Genomic DNA, 18,479 nt, shown 5'->3' on the forward strand with positions numbered 1-18,479 from the left:
TGCTTAATCGTGGTCGTCCTGGAGCCCGCCGATATGCTTCTGGGCGTAGAGCTCGATGCCGACCTGCTCGACGAGGTTGATCTGGGTCTCGAGGAAGTCGATATGGCCTTCCTCGTCGGCCATCAGCTCCTCGAAGAGGTTCTTGGACACCCGGTCGCCGATGCTGTCGCAATAGGCCGCCGCCTCGCCGTAGAGGTTGCGCGCGTCGTATTCCGCCGCCAGGTCGGATTCGAGGATTTCCTGGATGTTCTGGCCGATGCGCAGGGGATCGAGCACCTGCAGGTTGGCGAAGCCCTCAAGGAAGATGATGCGCTCGATGAAGCGGTCGGCGTGGTGCATCTCCTCGATGGATTCCTTGCGCCAGGTCTTCGCAAGTTCCTTGTATCCCCAATCGTCCAGGAGCCGGTAGTGCAGCCAGTACTGGTTGACCGCCGTCAGCTCGCTGCGCAGGCCGCGATTGAGATACTCGATTACCTTGGGATCACCCTTCATCCTACCCTCTCGTTCACTGGCGCATCGTGCGGAAAAGTGGATCCGGTTTTCAGCTCGAACGATGCGCCCATCCAGAAAAAGCATCGGATGGATCCCAAAAGTGCGGTCCACGTTTGGGTCCGATACTCAAGGCGCCGGATGCGCCGGAACAGTCTTTAGAGGATTTGTGAACTAGGGTGGAAGTTGTTTTCTTCAAAGGGTGGGTTCGGCGGCGGCTTTTTCCAAAGCGGTCGGGCAGCAGCCGCGGTTGCAGGCCGCGATGGGCTCGACTCCCGCATCGATCAGCGCCTGGTCCATGATCGCGCGGATCGTCCGCGCGCAGCGCCCGCAATTGGGGCTGCAGCCGAGACAGCGATAGACCTGCGCCGGGGTGCGGGGACATTCCGGTCCCGGCTTGAGGCACGCTTTGACATCACCGTCGGAGAGGATGTTGCAGGAGCAGACGATCATTTGTTGTTCTAGTTTAGAATGACTAAAAACTACGTGTGATATCAAAGACTTAATGGAAAAATCGGCGGGGCGCCAGCACTATTCCCTGTGCCCAGATGTCACGGTTGAGCCCGGGCGCGTCAGCCCAGGCGCTTGAACAGCCCGGGATAGTCCAGGACGAAGCCGTCCCCGTCCACGGGGAGATCGGCGGTAAAGCCGTTCTCCAGGCTCTCGAACCGGTAGAGGGAGCCCGCATCGATCGCCGTGTAGCGCTGGTCGGCTGGAGAGACGGTCAGATCGGGCACGCCGATGTAGCAGAGGCGGATGTCCATGCTCTCGCCGGTTTCCAGGTCGAGGCGCCGGATCGGGAGCGTGTTGGTCAGAGGCGTCGCCTGGATGTCGACATCGATGCAGCCCTGCAGGTCCGGCCGGTCCTTGCCGTTCTCGCGCCAGTGCCCGCGGCCGTCGCTCTCCAGATGCAGCACGTGCCCCGAGGTGGTCCTCACGTGGACCTCCTTCGTGTGCCACAGCGCATCCAGCCTGACCCGATAGGAGAGGCCGAACTCGTCCTCGCCCTCCCGGCCGACGACGACGCCCGAGATGGCGAGCCCGCCATCGGCCGGACGCACGTCCACATGCTCCAATCCTGCCTCGCAGCCGTCCCAGGCCGACCAGCGGAGGGCGCGGAAGATCAGGGTCGGGATGGACATGGGGGGCTCCGGGGCGCAGCTCTTGTGCCGGTCGATTATGGCTCAGCCAGGCGGCTTGTCGAATCGCCCGCCCCGTCATGGCCGGCCTCGTGCCGGCCATCCCGATCGGAAAGGCGCGGCGCCACACAGAAGCGGGATCACCGGCACAAGGCCGGTGATCACATGCAGGAGCGGCTTGTGCCTGAAATCGGGGCAACGGTCCGGCGCGAGGCCCTCAGTCCCGCACCACCACCACATGCAGGCGCCGCGGGCCGTGGGCGCCGAGCAGCAGGGTCTGCTCGATGTCGCCGGACCGGGACGGGCCGGTGATCCAGTTCACCGTGCGCGGCATCGTGCCCTTGCCGTAGGCGAAGCGGACCCGATTCCAGACGGATTCGTAATCGCCCGCGATGTCCTTGGCCGACACCACGATGATGTGGTTGTCGGGCAGGAAGTTGAGGGTGGACGGGTTCTCGTGCCCCGACACCATGGCGAGGGTGCCGGATTCGGCCACGCCCCCGAAGGCGTGGCTCACCGCGTTGAGGTCGCGGCCCTCGCTCGGCCCATGGGCGATCTCGAGGGCGGTCTCGGACCAGGGCATCGCCTGCAGGCGCGGATCGTCGCCCATGCGCAGGGTCGCAGGCAGGTTGTGGTTGCGCAGGAAGAGCGCGATGGATTGCGGCACCTCCGCCGGGGAGGCGACCTCTGTCACCGTGGCGAGCGCCGTTTCGACCATGGTCTTGAAGAGCGCGATGCGCTCCTCGCCGGACACCTGCCCGCGCTGGGGGATCACGCCCTTGGGGGCGCGTTCCAGGCGGTCGGCCACGATCTGCCGCCGGATGGTCTCGCTGCCCTTGACGCCGAGGGAGCGGCGAATGTTGGCGAAAATGTCGTCGCGGGCGCTCATGCGCGGGCCCCCTTGCGCTCGCGCTTCCAGCGCTGCTGGAAGGTCTCGCCCTGCGGGGCCGGGAAGTCGCGGTACTTGGTCCAGCCCTTGGCCATGGGCAGCCATGCGAAGCGGCCGCGCTGGCGTCCGGCGAGGGCGAGCGCCCCCATGGCGGCGCGGGTCGCCAGCCGGTAGAGGGCGGGGCGCCTGGCGAAGAAGCCCCAGAGCTGGAGGCCGGACCGGACGGTGGCGGGGGTCAGGTGCCGTTCGAATTCCCGTTCGCGCCAGTGGCGCATGAGTTTCGGCAGCGGGATCCTGACCGGGCACACGCTCTCGCAGCGCCCACAGAACGTGGACGCGTTGGGCAGGTGGCCGGCCTTGTCGACGCCGATCAGCGAGGGCGTGAGCACCGCCCCCATGGGGCCGGGATAGACCCAGCCATAGGCGTGCCCGCCGACCGCGTGATAGACCGGGCAATGATTCATGCAGGCGCCGCACCGGATGCAGCGCAGCATCTCCTCGAAGCTCGTGCCGAGCATGGAGGAGCGGCCGTTGTCGAGGATGACGACGTGGTAGTTCTCCGGCCCGTCCGCATCGGGGCTGCGGCGGGGGCCGGTGGAGAAGGTGGTGTAGACCGACATCTCCTGGCCCGTGGCCGAACGGGCGAGCACGCGCAGGAGCTGGCTGACGTCCTCGAGCGTCGGGACGAGCTTCTCGATGGACGCGAGCACGATATGGGTCTTCGGCAGGATCTGGGTCAGATCGCCGTTGCCCTCGTTGGTCACGATGATCGAGGTGCCGGTCTCCGCCACCAGGAAGTTGGCGCCCGTGATGCCGACGTCCGCCGCCAGGAACCGCTCGCGCAGGACGGCCCGGGCCTCGGTGAGAAGCTGCACCGGCTCGGAAAGGTCGCGCTTGGCGTCGAGATGGGTGTGGACGCGCCGGAAATCCTCCTCGACCTGGGTGGCGTTGAGGTGAACGGCCGGCGCGATGATGTGGCTCGGCAGCTCGCCGCGCAGCTGGATGATGTATTCGCCGAGATCGGTCTCGACCGGCCGGATGCCGTTCGCCTCCAGGTGATGGTTGATCCCGATCTCCTCCGAGATCATGGACTTGCCCTTCGTGACCGTCTTGGCCCCCGCGTCGCGGCAGATGCCGAGAATGATGTCGCGGGCCTCGTCGGCGTTGCGGGCGAAATGCACGTGCCCGCCCGACGCTCTCACCTTCTCCTCATAGGCCTCGAGGTAGAGGTCGAGATGCTCGAGCGTGTGGTTCTTGATGTCGCGCGCCGCATCCCGCAGCGCCTCGAATTCCGGCAGCTTGGCGGCCGCCATCTGGCGCTTGTCGATGAAGCCCTGCTTCACGTTGCCGAGCGCCTTCTGGAGCTGATCGTCGTTCAGCGCCCGCGCGGCATTCTGCTTGAACTGGGGGGAGGTGGAATGAACGGTCATGATCGACTTTTACTTGACGGCAGGGGCTTTGGCGACACCGATCGGCGGTTCGTCGGTCATGCCGGCCAGAACCTCCGCCACATGACGCACTTGAATCGGACGGCCGTCGCGGGTGAGTTTTCCCGCCATGTTCATGAGGCAGCCGAGATCGCCGGCGAGCAGGGTGGGGGCATGGGCCTCCTCGACGTTCCTGGCCTTGGCGTCGACGATGGCGCCCGAGATGTCGCTGTACTTGACGGCGAACGTGCCGCCGAAGCCGCAGCAGACGTCGCTGTCCTTCATCTCGACGAGGCTCAGGCCCTCCACGCTCCCGAGAAGCCGGCGCGGCTGGGTCTTCACGCCGAGCTCCCTGAGGCCCGAGCAGGAATCGTGATAGGTGACGGCGCCGTCGAACGTCGCATCGACCCTGGTGACGCCGAGCACGTCGACCAGGAAGCTCGTCAGCTCGTAGGTCCTGGCGGCGAGCGCATCGGCCTTGGCGCGCCAGTTCGGGTCCTCCTCGAAGAGTTCCGGGTAGTGGACCTTGATCGTGCCCGCGCAGGAGCCCGAGGGCGCCACCACGTAATCGTAGCCGTGGAAGGCTTCGATCACCTGCATGGCGAGGTCGCGCGTGGTGCCGCGGTCGCCCGAATTGTAGGCCGGCTGCCCGCAGCAGGTCTGGACGGGAACGTCGACGATGCAGCCGGCATCTTCCAGAAGCTTGACGGCGGCAAAGCCCACGGAGGGGCGCATCAGATCGACGAGGCAGGTGACGAAGAGGCCGACGCGGGTCTGTCTCGGGGCCATGTTCACGGTTCTAGGATCTCGCGTTGTTTTTGAGATCGTACCATGAACGTAAATCAGGCTGGGTCAAGAGGACCGCCGGCAGACCTGTCATGAAGCACGGGAGCGGCCGGACCCATAAGGCCCGGCCGCTTCGCAAGGACCGTCTCTCAGGCGATCAGCAGGAAGTCGGACGCGTGAAGCTCCACACGTCCGGCGACGGATGCAAACTGCACCGCCTTGGCCGTGCCGCTGCCATCCACGTCGTAGAAGAGCGCACCGGCAGCCTGATCGTAGAGAATGTGCTGGCCGGCACTCGTCGCCTTCGTGCCGAGGGCGAATTCGCTTTCGCTCAGGGTGTTGCCCGCGCCGTCGCCCAAGGCCGCGAAGGCGCCGAGGTTCAACTCGAAACGATCGCCCTGGTCGAGGCCTTCTCCGACGTCGGGAACGAAGTTGAAGTCCGATACGACGTCGACGCTGCCGTCGAGCTGCGTGAACCGGAAGGCGTCCGCACCGAAGCCGCCCACGAGCTCGTCGGTGCCCGCACCGCCGATGACGGTGTCCTGGCCGAATCCGCCGCTGACCTTGTCGACCCCGGCCCCGCCCTCCAGGACGTCGTCGCCGCTGTCGCCGTTGAGCTTGTCGCCGCCTGCGCCGCCATAGGCATGATCGTTGCCGCTGCCGCCGTGGAGCAGGTTGCCGGCATCGCCGCCGCGAAGCTCGTCGTTTCCTTCATCGCCGTAGAGACGGTCGAAGCCGTCGCCGGACGTGACGATCACGTCGTCGCCGGCTTTGCCGGACACCGTATCGCTCCCGCCCAGGGCGTCGATCACATCGTCGGACGACGTTCCGTCCAGGGTCTCGCCCGCGTTGGTCCCGAGGATGGTGTTCGGGGGAGGCGCAGGGTTCTGCTCGAGAACCGGCAGGCGGGACAGCAGATCGGATCCGAACGGAAGGCCCGAGATCCTGGACAGATCGGGCCGATCGAGCTCGGCCATTCGGTCATGGATGCTGGCAAGAAGACTCACCATGAATCTCTCTCCTATGATCGTGATGCGGTGCCTCGCGGCACCCGACATAGGGGGCTAATTTTCGATTCATTATATAGTTTCAATGATGATCGACGACGCTGTGGCGCGTCGCTGCGAAACATCCAGCGTAACCGGGCAGAAAACCCGGCTCACGCTGGCCTTTTTATGCTGAAACGGAGCTGTTCGATACCTGCATTGCATTCAGCGCAATGCGAGCTTGGCCGCAATAGTCACTGGGCTTTCTTGCCCGAGGCGTCGAATTGCTTGAGGTAAGCGACGAGGTCGTTGACCCTCTGCTCGTCCTTCAGGCCGGCATAGATCATCTTGGTGCCCGGGATCTTGGCTTTCGGGTCCTTGATGTACTCGCGGAACGTGGCTTCGTCCCAGGTGATGCCGGAGTTCTTGTTGGCCGCGGAGTAGTTGTAGCCCTCGACCGATCCCGAGTGGCGGCCGAAGAGGCCGTTCAGCACCGGGCCCACGGCGTTTTTCGCATTCTCGCCCACCTGGTGGCAGGCCCGGCACTGGGCGAAGACCTTCTCGCCGGCAGCCGCATCCTGGGCCTGGGCGGACCCGAGCCCGGCGAGAAGCAGGGCGGCGGAAAGAACGAAGGAACGCATCAAAAACTCCTTTGCTGGACCCCTGTCCCATCCTAGAGCATCGGACCCGAAAGTGGACACCACTTTTGGGATCCATCCGATGCTGAATTTTTTGAGCGACGCATCGTTCTTTGCGGAAAACCGGGTCCACTTTTCCCCACGATGCGTTAGAGACATTCTAGATTATGTGAAAACGCCGTCGGGAAAAGCCGCCTTGTTGTAAAGGTAGCCATTCCTGGGACGCACCGGTGATTCCTCGGGAGGATGCCATGACCATTGCATTTCCACAGCCGGACAAAGCGGTTCTGGCGCGACGGAAGGAGATCGTCGACGGTCTGGGACGCCTTGTCGCGTCGGAGGCGCTGATCGTGTCCGAGGACGAGCGCCGCGCCTTCGAGACCGACGGCCTGACCGCCTATCGCCGGATGCCCCTCGCGGTAGTGCTGCCCTCGACCACGGAGGAGGTCTCGGCGATCCTGCGCTTCTGCCACGAGAACCGCGTCAAGGTGGTGCCGCGCGGGGCGGGAACCTCGTTGTGCGGCGGCGCGATCCCGCAGGAGGACGCCATCGTGCTCGGCGTCGCCAAGATGAACCGGGTGCTCAACGTCGATTTCGAGGCACGCACGGCGCGCGTCCAGTCGGGCATTACCAATCTCGGCATCAGCCAGGCGGTGTCGCACGAGGGCTTCTTCTACGCGCCCGACCCGTCGAGCCAGCTCGCCTGCACGATCGCCGGCAACATCGCGATGAACTCGGGCGGGGCCCATTGCCTGAAATACGGCGTGACCACCAACAACCTGCTCGGCGTCACCCTGGTGATGCTCGACGGCACGGTGGTGGAGATCGGCGGCGAGCATCTCGACGCTGCGGGCTACGACCTCCTCGGCCTGATCTGCGGATCGGAGGGGCAGCTCGGCGTCGTCACCGAGGCCGTGGTGCGGATCCTGCGCGCGGCGGAAGGAGCGCGGCCGGCGCTCTTCGGATTCTCGTCGGTAGAGGATGCGGGCGCCTGCGTGGCGGCGATCATCGGGGCCGGCATCATCCCGGTGGCGCTCGAATACATGGACAAGCCCGCGATCCAGATCTGCGAGGCCTTCGCCCATGCGGGCTATCCACTCGACGTGGAGGCCATGCTGATCTGCGAGGTGGAGGGCTCGGACCAGGAGATCGACGACATGCTCCGCCGCATCGTGGCGATCGCCGAGCCGTTCCGGCCGAAGACCATGAAGGTCTCGCAATCGGAGGCCGAGAGCGCGGCGATCTGGAAGGGCCGCAAATCCGCCTTCGGGGCCACGGGGCGCGTCGCCGATTACATCTGCATGGACGGCACCATCCCGACCGGCCAGCTGCCCTACGTGCTCAACCGGATCGACGAGATCGTGAAGTCCTACGGGCTCGGCGTCGCCAACGTGTTCCATGCGGGCGACGGCAACCTGCATCCGCTCGTCATGTTCAACACCAACGTGCCGGGCGAGATGGAGAAGGCCGAAAAGGCCGGCGAAGACATCCTCCGGCTCTGCGTCGAGGTCGGCGGCTGCCTCACGGGCGAGCATGGCGTCGGGATCGAGAAGCGCGACTTGATGACCTGCCAGTTCAACGCCACGGATCTCGAGCAGCAGATGCGCGTGCGCGGCGTGTTCGACCCCGGCTGGCTCCTCAACCCGGCGAAGGTGTTCCCCCTCGAAGGAAGGTTCGCCGCGTGATCGTCGATCCCCCTCGCCATACCCCCCGCGACGAGCAGGACGCGTCGATCATCATCCGCGAGGCCGCCGACAAGGGCACGCTCCTCAACGTCGGAGGCAACGGCACCAAGGCTTCGATGGGACGGCCGAACCAGACCGACGCGTCGCTCTCGTCGTCGGGCCTGACCGGGATCACGCTCTACGAGCCGGCCGAACTCGTGATCTCCGCGCGCAGCGGCACGCCGGTGCTCGAGGTCATGCGGGTGCTGGCCGCGAAGGGGCAGGAACTGCCCTTCGAGCCCATGGATTACCGCTCACTGCTCGGCATCAAGGGTGAGCCGACCATCGGGGCGGTGGCGGCCATGAACATCTCCGGCCCGCGCCGCATCATGGCGGGCGCCGCCCGCGACAGCCTGATCGGCGTGCGCTTCGTCAACGGGCGCGGCGAGGTGGTGAAATCCGGTGGACGCGTGATGAAGAACGTCACCGGGCTCGACCTCGTGAAGCTGATGGGCGGCTCCTGGGGCACGCTGGGCTTCCTGACCGAGGTGACGTTCAAGGTGCTGCCCAAGCAGGAGCGCATGGCGACCCTCGTGATCCGCGGCCTCGACGACCGGCAGGCCATCGAGGCCCTGTCCATGGCGCTCGGCTCGCCCTTCGACGTGACCGGCGCCGCCCATGTTCCAGACCGCGACCGCCGGGGCGGCAACACGCTGATCCGGCTCGAAGGCTTCAGGATCTCGGTCGATTACCGGATGAACGAGCTCAAGCGCCTGCTGAGGCGCTTCCGCTTCATGGACATCCTCGAAGGGGTCGGGGCCGAGGCCCTCTGGCAGTCGGTGCGCGACGTGACGCTCCTGACCGATCAGGGCAACCGGGCCGTCTGGCGCGTCTCCACGGTGCCGACCAAGGGGCCCGACCTGGTCGCGCAGGTGGCGCAGTCCCTCGACGCGCAATGGTTCTACGACTGGGGCGGGGGGCTCGTCTGGATCTCGACACCTGTCGACGGCGATGCGGGCGCTTCCGTCCTGCGCGAGGCGACCGGAGCGTTCGGCGGCCATGCCACCCTGGTGCGCGCCCCGGCCGAGATCCGCTCCGCCGTCGACGTGTTCGAACCGCAATCGGACGCCCTGATGACGCTCTCGCGCGGCGTCAAGGCGTCCTTCGATCCCGCCGGAATCCTCAATCCCGGCCGGATGTACGCGGGGATCTGAGATGGCCGGCACGGCATCATTCGCGGAGGCACGGCCGTCGAACAGCGGGCGGACGGCGCTCGTCGCGGGCCTCGCCCTCGGGCTCATCGCATGCACGGCCGCGATCCTCCTGCTGATGGGCCGCACGCCGATCTGCACCTGCGGGACGATCGAGCTTTGGCACGGCACCGTGAAGGATTCGGGCAACTCGCAACATCTGACCGACTGGTACACGCCCTCCCACGTCATCCACGGCTTCCTGTTCTATGCGGGAGCCTGGGCGATCGGGCTTCTGCGCGGAAAGGCGCTGCCCTTCGGCGTCGCGCTTCTTTGTGCCATCGGGCTCGAAGCCGCGTGGGAAATCGCCGAGAACACCGACGCGGTCATCGAGCGCTATCGTGCGACCACCATCGCGCTCGACTATTACGGCGACAGCGTCGTCAACTCGGTGTCGGACATCCTCGCCATGGTGGCCGGCTTCGTCTTGGCGCGGATCTGGCCGGTCTGGCTGACGGCGCTCGTCGCCGCAATCATGGAAGCTTTCGTCGGGTTCTGGATCCGCGACAACCTCATTTTGAACGTCATCATGCTGATCCATCCCATGGATGCCATCAACCGCTGGCAAGGGGCGATGTGAGACAAAACCATGCAGACCAATTTCACGCCCGATCAGCTCAGAGATCCCGCCATGGCCAGTTCGGAGAAGATCCTCCGGACCTGCGTCCATTGCGGCTTCTGCACGGCGACCTGCCCGACCTATCTCCTGCTCGGCGACGAGCTCGATTCCCCGCGCGGGCGCATCTACCTGATGAAGGACATGCTGGAGAGCGGCAAGCCCGCGTCTCCGGAAGTGGTCAAGCACATCGACCGCTGCCTCTCGTGCCTGTCCTGCATGACCACCTGTCCGTCCGGCGTGCATTACATGCATCTGGTCGACCATGCCCGCGCCTATATCGAGGCGACCTATACGCGTCCCTGGCATGACCGGCTCCTGCGCTGGGTGTTGGCCAGCGTGCTGCCTTATCCGGGCCGCTTCCGGTTCGCGCTCGGCGCCGCGGTGCTGGCCAAGCCCCTGAAGGGCGTGATCGGCGGGCTGCCGCTCCTCGGCAACCGCCTGCAGGCGATGATCGAACTGGCGCCCGCAAAAGCGCCCGCCCGCTCGCCCTTCGAGCAGCCCGGCACCTTCAAGGCCCATGGCGAGCGCCGGGGCCGGGTGGCGATTCTGTCCGGGTGCGCCCAGCCGGTGCTCAAGCCCGGCTTCAACGAGGCCGCCGTCCGCCTCCTCAACCGCCATGGCGTCGACGTGGTCCAGCCCAAGGGGGAGGGGTGCTGCGGCGCCCTCGTCCACCACATGGGCCGCGACGAGGAGGCCCATGGCTTCGCCAAGCGCAACATCGACGCCTGGATCGCCGAGATGGACGGGGAGGGGCTCGACGCCATCATCATCACGGCGTCCGGCTGCGGCACGACGATCAAGGATTACGGCTTCATGTTCCGGGAGGACCCGGACTATGCCGAGAAGGCCGCCCGCGTCTCGGCCATCGCCAAGGACGTCACCGAATACGTCACGTCCCTCAAGCTCGTGGAGCCGGTCCGCGAGACCGACCTGGTGGTGGCCTATCACTCCGCCTGCTCCATGCAGCACGGGCAGGCGATCCGCACCGAACCGAAGACCCTGCTGAAGCAGGCGGGCTTCACCGTGAAGGACGTGCCGGAAGGGCATATCTGCTGCGGGTCTGCCGGCACGTACAACCTGCTGCAGCCCGAGATCGCCGCCCAGCTCAGGGCCCGCAAGGTCGCCAATATCGAGCGCACCAAGCCCGATCTCATCGCGACCGGCAACATCGGCTGCATGACGCAGATCGGGAAGGGAACCGGGATCCCCATCGTCCACACGGTCGAGCTTCTCGACTGGGCGACCGGCGGGCCCATGCCGGAAGCCCTGGAGGCGGCCGGCTTCCAGAAGCGCATCTCGGGATCGTTGACCATCGCGGCCGAGTGAGGCTGCTACATTCTTACGCAACGAAATTTCATTTCCAAACCGCTCCCATCTGGGCTAAAGGTCGGGAAAGGGTGAATTTCAGAGGCGTAAGGGCCGGCATATGTCTTCGGGTTGGACGTCGTTCAGGAACCGTTTTGGCAGGAAGCAGGATGAGGCTTTGGCCGGCTCCCTGCATGAGGAGGGCGAGAGCGCCCAGGTAGTCGCGGCCGCCGCTGCACCTGTCGAGGCGCCCGCCCACAAGGGCGAGACGATCGTGGTACGTCCCAACGGGGCGCTCGATTCCGTCGGCCAGAAGAACGAGCTGATTCGCGTCCGCTTCGCCAACATGATCGACCGGCTGGAGGAGATCCGCAGCCTGAAGGAGGATTTCGCCCTTCTCAGCGAGCCCGTGAACGACCTCATCCGCAGCTACCCGCAGCTCCAGTCGCGGCTTCTCGAAACCGAGGCGGTGCTCAGGCAGGAAAGCGACATGACCGTGGCCCTGCGCCGGGAGCTCGGCGACATCAACGGCCTCCATGCCCGGACGGTGGACGATCTGACCGCCGCGGTCTCGCAGCTGCGCAAGGCGGAGTCCCGGGTTCGCGAGCAGGATTCCTTCATCGAGGACCTGCGCCTCAACGTGAAGGACAAGGAGGCGATCGTCGGCGACCTGGAGAACCAGCTCGCCATCGAAACGGAGCGCGCCCGCAACATCACCGAGGAGAACCAGGCTCTGCGCCTCGAAGCCCAGGAGGCCGACCAGACGGTGGCCCGGGCCGAAAGGGAGCTCATCGAGACCCGAGAGCGCAACGGCCTGCTCGATCATGAGGTGAAACGCCTGCAGAAGGTGGCCGAGGAGCAGAATTATCGCCTCTCCAGCCTGACCAACCGCTACGGCGAACTGGAGACCCAGCTCGAGGCGACGCGCCAGCGCGCCTCCGAGCTCGAGACCAAGCTCATGGCCGAGCAGGTGCTGCGCCAGCGCCTCGAGACCCAGATCGATTCCGAGCGCTCGGCCCATCAGACCGATCTTTCGGCGCTCGACATGAAGATCGAGGGCCTCAACTCGCGTCTGGCCGCGACCGACAAGATCCTGGCCCATACCCGCGACCAGCTGCGCGACAAGAACGAGGCCCTGCGCGGCGTCGAGCGCAACCTGAAAGAGACGACCATCGAGAAGAACACCCTCGACCGCCGCCTCGAGGCGACCCAGCAGGAGGTCGAGCGCCAGGTCGCCATGGTCAACGAACTCCAGCGCTCGCGCATCGAGCTGCAGGAGCGCGTCGAGATGCTCAACAAGGCCATCGCGGCCAAGGACTTCCAGATCGAGAGCTCCGACAACAAGCTGGCGAGCCTCACCGAGCGCATCGATCAGCTCACCAAGCGCTTCGATCAGGAGCGCGGGACCCTGGAGGCGGCCAACCGCCGCCTCACCGAGGAGCTGCAGAACGAGAAGGCCGAGCGCTCCCTGGTCCAGGGCGCCCTCGAAATCGCCCGCGAGAGCCGCACCAAGATCCAGAAGAAATACGTGGCCCTGCGCAAGAAGACCCGCCTCGACACGCCGGAAGAGGATCCGACGCTGTTCGACGAGGACGAGACCGAAACCAATGTCCGGCCCCTGAAATCGCCGGACGCGGAATAGATCGTTCACCTCCACGGCCCCGCAGAGATGCGGGGCTTTTTCTTCGGTGGATGGCGTTTGCGCCGCTCAAACCGTCATCACCGGCCCTGTGCCGGCGATCCCGATGGATCGAGGCGCAGCGCTCCTCAGTGTCGGAATGACCGGGACAAGCCCGGCCATGACGCGGAGAGGGCACCACGACAAGGAAGGTTCAGGCCGGGACCGAGATCGGCTCGCGCACCGCGCCGGACACATGGCGCCCATCGCTCCGCCGGCCTTGGCGAACGAGCCCCGGCGCGCCACTTTGGGCCGATCGTCCAATCGCATCCGTCTCGGAAACAAGAACGAAGGATCCAAGCAATGGCCCAGCACCCTGCAATCGCCCCCGGCCGCGTCGCGGTCGTCACCGGAGCCGCGAGCGGCATCGGGCTTGCCGCCGCCAGGCGGTTCGCGGAGCTCGGCATGAAGGTCTGCCTGGCGGATCTCGAAGGCGAGGCGCTCCGGCGCGCCGCCGAGGAGGTGGCCGGGGTCGCCGGCAGCCCGGACCACGTGCTGGCGGTCGCGACCGATGTCAGCCGGCTGGAGGAGGTCGAGAGACTGAAGGAAAGCGTTCATTCCGCCTTCGGCGAGGTGGCGCTTCTGATGAACAATGCCGGGACCGAGGCCGGCGGCGAGATGTTCGGCGATCCGCAGCGCTGGCGCGCCATCCTCGAGACCAATCTCTGGGGCGTCATCAACGGCGTTCAGGTCTTCGCCCCCGCCATGATCGACCAGAACACCCCGGCCGCCATCATCAATACGGGATCGAAGCAGGGCATCACTACGCCGCCCGGCAACACCGCCTACAACATCTCCAAGGCCGGCGTGAAGGTTTTCACCGAGGCGCTCGCCCACGACCTGCGCACCCGGCCTGGCTGCCAGGTCACGGCGCATCTGCTCATTCCGGGCTTCGTCTATACGGGCTTCACCCGGGCCAGGGGCATCAGCGAGAAGCCGGCCGGCGCCTGGGCGCCGGAGCAGGTCGTCGACTTCCTGCTGCCGGCCCTTGAGCGGAAGGACTTCTACGTGCTCTGCCCGGACAACGAGACCACGCGCGAGATGGACGAGAAGCGCATCCGCTGGGCCGCCGAGGACCTCATCGAGAACCGTCCGCCGCTGTCGCGCTGGCACCCCGACTACAAGGAGGCCTTCGCCAAGGTGATGGAAGGCTGACCACACTTGGGTTCCTCGACCGTGCCCTTCGAGCCGGCAGCCTTTCGGGAGCAGATCGGGACGATCCTGAACGCGCACGCCGGGGCGTTCGGCGTGCCGCAGGAACGGCATGCGCTTCTGCGCCGTCAGATCGCCGATGGGGACGCCCTCCACGCGCGGGGGACGTGGCCCGGGCATGTCACCACATCGGCGTTCATCCTCGATCCGGCGGGGCGGCGGATCCTGCTGATCCATCACCGCTCCCTCGGGCGCTGGCTCCAGCCCGGCGGCCATTACGAGCCGCCGGACGAGCCGGCGATGTCGGCTCTTCGCGAGGCCGTGGAGGAAACCGGAATGGGCGGCCTCGTGATCGACCCGTGGCATGCGCGGACGGGCCTGCCCATCGACATCGACAGCCACCGCATCCCGGCCCGTCCCGAGCGGAACGAACCCAAGCATTGGCATCACGACATCCGCTATGTGGTGAGGGCAAAGGAGCGCGACGCCGTCCGTCCCGATCTGCGGGAGGTGCATGGTGCGGCTTGGCGCGACGTCGCGGACCTGGAGACGATCGCCCCGCAGGCCCTGCGGAATATGCGCCTGCTCGGACTGGCCCACCCCTGACAAAGGCCGGGGCCATGCTTACATCCTCCACCAGCACGCCCTGAAGGAGCCATGCCATGAATGATCAGGAACGCCAGGTCATCAGCGACATCTTTCGACGCCTCGAGCAGGTAGCGGACCAGCCTCGCGATCCGGAGGCCGAGCGCTTCATCGCCGAGAAGCTGCGCCAGCAGCCCTATGCGCCCTACGCCCTGGCCCAGGCCGTCTTCGTCCAGGAGCAGGCTTTGGGCAATCTCCAGGCCGAGAACGAGCAGTTGCGGGCCGAGCTCGACCGGGCGAGCCGCCAGCCTCAGCAAGGTGGCTTCCTGTCCAGCATCTTCGGCGGCGGCGCGTCGCGTCCGCCGGGACCGGCCTACAACACCCCGCCGGCCCGCCAGGCCTCGCCCTGGGGCCAGCCCCAGCAATTCCCGCAGCAGCCTTACGGGGCTCCCCAAGGCGGCATGGCGGGCGGTGCGTCCGGCCCCTGGGGCGGCGGCATGCAGCGCGGCGGCGGCTTTCTTGGAACCGCCCTCACGACGGCGGCGGGCGTCGCCGGCGGCATGATGATCGCCAACGCCCTGACCCACGCCTTCAGCGGCGACAACAATCCGCTGAACGACGCGTCCTCCCTGGCCGGCCTGGGCGGGGCCGATCAGGCGGCGGACAATGCCAATCTCGGCGGCATCACGGACTCGCTCTACAACGAGCCCCAGGGCGACCAGGGCGGCCAGGACGATTTCTCCGACTTCGGCGGCGATGGCGGCGACGAAGGGGATTGGACCTGAGATCCCGCTGTCGGCCGCGTCAGATGCGCCCGCCCTCCGGCGGGCGTTTTCGTGTCAGTGGCCGGCGGTTTTCGAGAAGACGTTGATGATCAGCACGCCTGTCAGGATGAGTGCCATGCCGGCGAGGGCGGGCAGGTCGAGCGGTTGCCGGTAGATCAGCCATCCCGCGAGGGCGATCAGCACGATGCCGACGCCGGACCAGATCGCATAGGCGATCCCGATCGGAATCGTGCGCATGGTCAGGGACAGGCAGTAGAAGGCGAGCCCGTAGCCGACGACCACGATGACCGATGGCCAGACGCGCGTGAAGCCCTCCGATGCCTTGAGGGCCGATGTCGCGACGACCTCGCTGACGATGGCCGCAAAGAGATAGGCGTAGTTCATGGCATCCCCCGTTGACCCGGTCATGCCGCCTTACAACGGACCGCGGGCGATTCCCAAAAGCCGATGGCCGGGACGAGCCCGGCCATCGCATAAGGCATGGAATGCCGCGTGCGGGGCGGTCAGATCACGATCACGGTCGTTCCGACCTTCACGCGGTTGTAGAGATCGACCACGTCGTCGTTGAGCATGCGGATGCAGCCGGACGAGACGGCCTGGCCGATGGTGTGCGGCTCGTTGGTGCCGTGGATCCGGTAGAGCGACGAGCCCAGGTACAGGGCGCGGGCGCCGAGCGGGTTGTCCGGTCCGCCTTCCATGAAGCGCGGAAGATCGGGGCGGCGGCGCAGCATCTCGGCCGGCGGGCGCCAGGACGGCCATTCGCGCTTCATGGACACGGTCTTGCGCCCGCTCCACTCAAAGCCTTCACGGCCGACGCCGATTCCGTAGCGGAGGGCGCGGCCGCCTTCCTGCACCAAATAGAGGAACTTGTTGTTGGTATCGACGATGATCGTGCCCGGGCGCTCGGCGCCGCGATACGACACGAGCTGGCGCTGGAATTCCGGCGCGATCGCGTAGTCGATGCTGTTGTCGTAGCCCGTGCCGTTGCCGTAGTCCTGCGGCAGGGACCCGACGACGCTGCCGGTGGTGCGCACGTCGTAAGGATAGCTCGCGACCCGTTCGGCCTGATAGGCCCGTGCGGCCGGGCGCGCCGCGCGGGGATAGCTCTCGGCATAGCCATCCTCCGTGTGGGCATAGGGATAGTCGTAGCCCGGGGAGACATAGGTGTTGCCGTAGAAATTGCCGCTCCGGTAGGCGGGCTGCGCGGAGGCAGCAGCCGGGAGGAGGGCGGCCAGAAGCAGTGCAGAGCAAGAGGTCCAAGCGCGCATCGAAGTATCCTGTCTAGCTGTTTTGCAGAATAAACCGGAAGCGCGGCTTTTGTTTCCGCCAAGCTGTCTGAATTTAAGCTGAGGCCGGAGGATCGCTTTCCTGTCGATGCTTTGAAAAGAGGGGTGAAGGCGCGCGGAAAGTGCTGTAAGAGCCGTGCTTCTCGAGGGCGCTCATTCCGGACGCCGTCTCCACATCGTCGTGACATCATGATATTCGGTCCCGCCCTGCGGGCGGCCGCGGGCATCGCGGTTCTGTCCATCATGGATGCGGTCATCAAGGGGATGTCCGCCCATTACCCGACCTTCCAGGTCGCCTTCCTGCGCTTCATGTGCGGCAGCCTCGTGGTCGCCGGGGTCGTGGCGGTTCTGAAGCCGGGCTGGCCCAACGGCGAGACCGTCGCGGCCAACGCGATCCGCTCCGTGATTGCGGTCGTCACGGCCTTGAGCTTCTTCTATGCCCTGGGACAGCTGCCGCTCGCCGAGACCCTCGTCCTGTCTTTCCTGTCGCCGATGTTCATCGCCCTGTTCGGCATGCTGATGCTGCGCGAGAGGGTCGACAGCCGGATCGTGGGAGCGATCGCCATCGGGTTCCTGGGGACCCTCGTGGTGGTCTTCGGCCAGACCGGGGAGACCGGGGCGGCCCGGTCCTGGACGGGCGTGGCGGCGGCCCTCGTCTCGGCCATCACCTATGCCCTGAGCCTGGTGCTGCTGCGCCAGCGCGCCCAAAGGGACAAGTTCCTGCACATCGTCATCTTCCAGAATATCGGGCCGTTCATCCTGGTGGCGCCGTTCGGTCTCTGGGCCTGGCAGCCCCTGAACACCGCGCATCTGCCCTGGTTCCTGCTCATGGGCGTGCTCGGCGTGATCGGCCACGTGCTGATGGCGACCGCCTATGCCAAGGCTGAGGCGGCCAGGCTCGCCCCGCTCGAATACACGGCCCTGATCTGGGCCGTGCTGATCGGCTACGGGGTTTTCAGCGAAATCCCCACCTGGGCGACCCTGGGCGGCGGCATCCTCATCGTGGCGGCCGCGATGCTGACCTCCCGGCGCTGAGGCAGCCGGCGTCCGGTCGGTCATGAAAGCATCACATCAGGCCTTTAGGAGGAGCCAAGGGTCATTTTCTGCCATGGTCCCTCGGGCAGGTCTCTTGACTCCCTCCGCCCATATGACTATCTCGCCGCCAGCGTTGGCACTCCTCCAAGGACAGTGCTAACAGCGAAGAGACCAAGGTGCGGCCAGAGGGGCCGTGCCCATCGTCAAAGGGGAAGTTCCATGAAGTTCCGTCCGCTGCACGACCGCGTCGTCGTCCGCCGCATCGAAGCCGAGGAAAAGACGGCCGGCGGCATCATCATCCCGGACACCGCCAAGGAAAAGCCGCAAGAGGGCGAAGTCATCGCCGTCGGCCCCGGCGCCCGTGACGAGAGCGGCAAGGTTGCTGCCCTCGACGTGAAGGCCGGCGACCGCGTCCTGTTCGGCAAGTGGTCCGGCACCGAAGTGCGCATCGACGGTCAGGACCTCCTGATCATGAAGGAATCCGACATCATGGGCATCGTCGGCTAATCGGCCGCCATCGCCCCGATCGCAAGAATTTTCCAATTTAACTGGAGGCAAAGCCCATGGCTGCCAAAGACGTTAAGTTCTCCTCCGACGCTCGCGACAAGATGCTCCGTGGCGTCGACATCCTCGCCGATGCGGTAAAGGTCACGCTGGGCCCCAAGGGCCGCAACGTGGTGATCGAGAAGTCCTTCGGGGCCCCGCGCATCACCAAGGACGGCGTCACCGTCGCCAAGGAGATCGAGCTCTCCGACAAGTTCGAGAA

General features: G+C 66.1%; 21 protein-coding genes. 11 read left to right on the plus strand and 10 right to left on the minus strand.

What is annotated here, in order from left to right:
• Positions 1 to 3: 3 nt before the first annotated feature.
• The 8 genes from bfr to KBI52_RS13895 all read right to left on the minus strand — a co-directional run bounded on the left by bfr (position 4) and on the right by KBI52_RS13895 (position 6,357).
• Positions 4 to 492, minus strand: coding sequence for a bacterioferritin (gene bfr, locus KBI52_RS13860; RefSeq protein WP_173946459.1), 489 nt, complete (start codon positions 490 to 492; stop codon positions 4 to 6).
• 192 nt (positions 493 to 684) lie between these two features.
• Positions 685 to 942, minus strand: coding sequence for a bacterioferritin-associated ferredoxin (locus tag KBI52_RS13865; protein WP_173946458.1), 258 nt, complete (start codon positions 940 to 942; stop codon positions 685 to 687).
• A 119-nt stretch (positions 943 to 1,061) separates the two neighbouring features.
• Positions 1,062 to 1,631 carry a putative glycolipid-binding domain-containing protein gene (locus KBI52_RS13870; RefSeq protein WP_210808183.1) on the minus strand — a complete coding sequence of 190 codons (570 nt, stop codon included), beginning with the start codon at positions 1,629 to 1,631 and terminating at the stop codon, positions 1,062 to 1,064.
• Between the two features lie 214 nt (positions 1,632 to 1,845).
• On the minus strand, positions 1,846 to 2,517 hold the full coding sequence (locus KBI52_RS13875; RefSeq protein ID WP_210808185.1) for a lactate utilization protein: 672 nt from the start codon (positions 2,515 to 2,517) through the stop codon (positions 1,846 to 1,848).
• Complete coding sequence (locus KBI52_RS13880; RefSeq protein WP_210808187.1) at positions 2,514 to 3,947, minus strand: LutB/LldF family L-lactate oxidation iron-sulfur protein; 1,434 nt, start codon at positions 3,945 to 3,947, stop codon at positions 2,514 to 2,516. Before KBI52_RS13880 ends, KBI52_RS13875 begins: the two co-directional genes overlap by 4 nt.
• Before the next feature lie 9 nt (positions 3,948 to 3,956).
• The gene (locus KBI52_RS13885; protein ID WP_173946454.1) at positions 3,957 to 4,733 is read right to left on the minus strand and encodes a (Fe-S)-binding protein; all 777 of its coding nucleotides are present in this window, start codon (positions 4,731 to 4,733) and stop codon (positions 3,957 to 3,959) included.
• A 146-nt stretch (positions 4,734 to 4,879) separates the two neighbouring features.
• The gene (locus KBI52_RS13890) at positions 4,880 to 5,740 is read right to left on the minus strand and encodes a calcium-binding protein (RefSeq protein WP_210808189.1); all 861 of its coding nucleotides are present in this window, start codon (positions 5,738 to 5,740) and stop codon (positions 4,880 to 4,882) included.
• A 230-nt stretch (positions 5,741 to 5,970) separates the two neighbouring features.
• Positions 5,971 to 6,357: a cytochrome c family protein gene (locus KBI52_RS13895; RefSeq protein WP_210808191.1), complete on the minus strand. Its 387-nt coding sequence runs from the start codon at positions 6,355 to 6,357 to the stop codon at positions 5,971 to 5,973.
• A gap of 248 nt (positions 6,358 to 6,605) precedes the next feature.
• On the opposite strand from KBI52_RS13895, the gene KBI52_RS13900 reads away from it, so the two are divergent.
• The 8 genes from KBI52_RS13900 (at position 6,606) to KBI52_RS13935 (ending at position 15,392) form a co-directional block, all read left to right on the plus strand.
• On the plus strand, positions 6,606 to 8,039 hold the full coding sequence (locus tag KBI52_RS13900; RefSeq protein WP_173946451.1) for an FAD-linked oxidase C-terminal domain-containing protein: 1,434 nt from the start codon (positions 6,606 to 6,608) through the stop codon (positions 8,037 to 8,039).
• Positions 8,036 to 9,232, plus strand: a complete 1,197-nt coding sequence (locus tag KBI52_RS13905) for an FAD-binding protein (RefSeq protein ID WP_259060209.1) — start codon at positions 8,036 to 8,038, stop codon at positions 9,230 to 9,232. The genes KBI52_RS13900 and KBI52_RS13905 overlap by 4 nt, the downstream gene beginning before the upstream one ends.
• A 1-nt stretch (position 9,233) precedes the next feature.
• The gene (locus KBI52_RS13910; protein ID WP_210808193.1) at positions 9,234 to 9,848 is read left to right on the plus strand and encodes a DUF2585 domain-containing protein; all 615 of its coding nucleotides are present in this window, start codon (positions 9,234 to 9,236) and stop codon (positions 9,846 to 9,848) included.
• Positions 9,849 to 9,857: 9 nt separating this feature from the next.
• The gene (gene glcF / locus KBI52_RS13915; RefSeq protein ID WP_210808195.1) at positions 9,858 to 11,213 is read left to right on the plus strand and encodes a glycolate oxidase subunit GlcF; all 1,356 of its coding nucleotides are present in this window, start codon (positions 9,858 to 9,860) and stop codon (positions 11,211 to 11,213) included.
• Between the two features lie 157 nt (positions 11,214 to 11,370).
• Positions 11,371 to 12,834, plus strand: a complete 1,464-nt coding sequence (locus KBI52_RS13920) for a chromosome partitioning protein ParA (RefSeq protein WP_210808197.1) — start codon at positions 11,371 to 11,373, stop codon at positions 12,832 to 12,834.
• Positions 12,835 to 13,173: 339 nt separating this feature from the next.
• On the plus strand, positions 13,174 to 14,025 hold the full coding sequence (locus KBI52_RS13925; RefSeq protein ID WP_210808199.1) for an SDR family NAD(P)-dependent oxidoreductase: 852 nt from the start codon (positions 13,174 to 13,176) through the stop codon (positions 14,023 to 14,025).
• 6 nt (positions 14,026 to 14,031) lie between these two features.
• The gene (locus KBI52_RS13930) at positions 14,032 to 14,628 is read left to right on the plus strand and encodes an NUDIX hydrolase (protein WP_210808201.1); all 597 of its coding nucleotides are present in this window, start codon (positions 14,032 to 14,034) and stop codon (positions 14,626 to 14,628) included.
• A 56-nt stretch (positions 14,629 to 14,684) separates the two neighbouring features.
• Positions 14,685 to 15,392: a DUF2076 domain-containing protein gene (locus KBI52_RS13935; RefSeq protein ID WP_210808203.1), complete on the plus strand. Its 708-nt coding sequence runs from the start codon at positions 14,685 to 14,687 to the stop codon at positions 15,390 to 15,392.
• 54 nt (positions 15,393 to 15,446) lie between these two features.
• Here KBI52_RS13935 and KBI52_RS13940 read toward each other — a convergent pair whose 3' ends face one another.
• Positions 15,447 to 15,776 (minus strand): multidrug efflux SMR transporter, encoded by a 330-nt coding sequence (locus KBI52_RS13940; RefSeq protein WP_210808205.1) that lies wholly within the window; start codon positions 15,774 to 15,776, stop codon positions 15,447 to 15,449.
• Between the two features lie 119 nt (positions 15,777 to 15,895).
• Positions 15,896 to 16,660, minus strand: coding sequence for a L,D-transpeptidase (locus KBI52_RS13945; protein ID WP_173946444.1), 765 nt, complete (start codon positions 16,658 to 16,660; stop codon positions 15,896 to 15,898).
• 207 nt (positions 16,661 to 16,867) lie between these two features.
• Between KBI52_RS13945 and KBI52_RS13950 the strand changes: the two genes are divergently transcribed.
• From KBI52_RS13950 to KBI52_RS13960, 3 genes are all read left to right on the plus strand, one after another.
• Positions 16,868 to 17,713 (plus strand): DMT family transporter, encoded by an 846-nt coding sequence (locus tag KBI52_RS13950; protein WP_210808207.1) that lies wholly within the window; start codon positions 16,868 to 16,870, stop codon positions 17,711 to 17,713.
• Between the two features lie 219 nt (positions 17,714 to 17,932).
• Positions 17,933 to 18,220, plus strand: coding sequence for a co-chaperone GroES (groES, locus tag KBI52_RS13955; RefSeq protein ID WP_173946442.1), 288 nt, complete (start codon positions 17,933 to 17,935; stop codon positions 18,218 to 18,220).
• Positions 18,221 to 18,276: 56 nt separating this feature from the next.
• Positions 18,277 to 18,479: TCP-1/cpn60 chaperonin family protein (locus tag KBI52_RS13960; protein ID WP_305797891.1), on the plus strand; the 203-nt coding region annotated here is incomplete at its 3' end.

It is taken from the genome of Microvirga sp. HBU67558, assembly GCF_018069605.1.
Classification (GTDB): Bacteria; Pseudomonadota; Alphaproteobacteria; order Rhizobiales; family Beijerinckiaceae; genus Microvirga; species Microvirga terrae.

Excerpts from the sequence above, each read along its gene's own strand:
- bfr (WP_173946459.1), bottom strand. The coding sequence starts at position 492 with ATGAAGGGTGATCCCAAGGTAATCGAGTATCTCAATCGCGGCCTGCGC.
- KBI52_RS13865 (WP_173946458.1), bottom strand. The coding sequence starts at position 942 with ATGATCGTCTGCTCCTGCAACATCCTCTCCGACGGTGATGTCAAAGCG.
- KBI52_RS13870 (WP_210808183.1), bottom strand. The coding sequence starts at position 1,631 with ATGTCCATCCCGACCCTGATCTTCCGCGCCCTCCGCTGGTCGGCCTGG.
- KBI52_RS13875 (WP_210808185.1), bottom strand. The coding sequence starts at position 2,517 with ATGAGCGCCCGCGACGACATTTTCGCCAACATTCGCCGCTCCCTCGGC.
- KBI52_RS13880 (WP_210808187.1), bottom strand. The coding sequence starts at position 3,947 with ATGACCGTTCATTCCACCTCCCCCCAGTTCAAGCAGAATGCCGCGCGG.
- KBI52_RS13885 (WP_173946454.1), bottom strand. The coding sequence starts at position 4,733 with ATGGCCCCGAGACAGACCCGCGTCGGCCTCTTCGTCACCTGCCTCGTC.
- KBI52_RS13890 (WP_210808189.1), bottom strand. The coding sequence starts at position 5,740 with ATGGTGAGTCTTCTTGCCAGCATCCATGACCGAATGGCCGAGCTCGAT.
- KBI52_RS13895 (WP_210808191.1), bottom strand. The coding sequence starts at position 6,357 with ATGCGTTCCTTCGTTCTTTCCGCCGCCCTGCTTCTCGCCGGGCTCGGG.
- KBI52_RS13900 (WP_173946451.1), top strand. The coding sequence starts at position 6,606 with ATGACCATTGCATTTCCACAGCCGGACAAAGCGGTTCTGGCGCGACGG.
- KBI52_RS13910 (WP_210808193.1), top strand. The coding sequence starts at position 9,234 with ATGGCCGGCACGGCATCATTCGCGGAGGCACGGCCGTCGAACAGCGGG.
- glcF (WP_210808195.1), top strand. The coding sequence starts at position 9,858 with ATGCAGACCAATTTCACGCCCGATCAGCTCAGAGATCCCGCCATGGCC.
- KBI52_RS13925 (WP_210808199.1), top strand. The coding sequence starts at position 13,174 with ATGGCCCAGCACCCTGCAATCGCCCCCGGCCGCGTCGCGGTCGTCACC.
- KBI52_RS13935 (WP_210808203.1), top strand. The coding sequence starts at position 14,685 with ATGAATGATCAGGAACGCCAGGTCATCAGCGACATCTTTCGACGCCTC.
- KBI52_RS13940 (WP_210808205.1), bottom strand. The coding sequence starts at position 15,776 with ATGAACTACGCCTATCTCTTTGCGGCCATCGTCAGCGAGGTCGTCGCG.
- KBI52_RS13945 (WP_173946444.1), bottom strand. The coding sequence starts at position 16,660 with ATGCGCGCTTGGACCTCTTGCTCTGCACTGCTTCTGGCCGCCCTCCTC.
- KBI52_RS13950 (WP_210808207.1), top strand. The coding sequence starts at position 16,868 with ATGATATTCGGTCCCGCCCTGCGGGCGGCCGCGGGCATCGCGGTTCTG.
- groES (WP_173946442.1), top strand. The coding sequence starts at position 17,933 with ATGAAGTTCCGTCCGCTGCACGACCGCGTCGTCGTCCGCCGCATCGAA.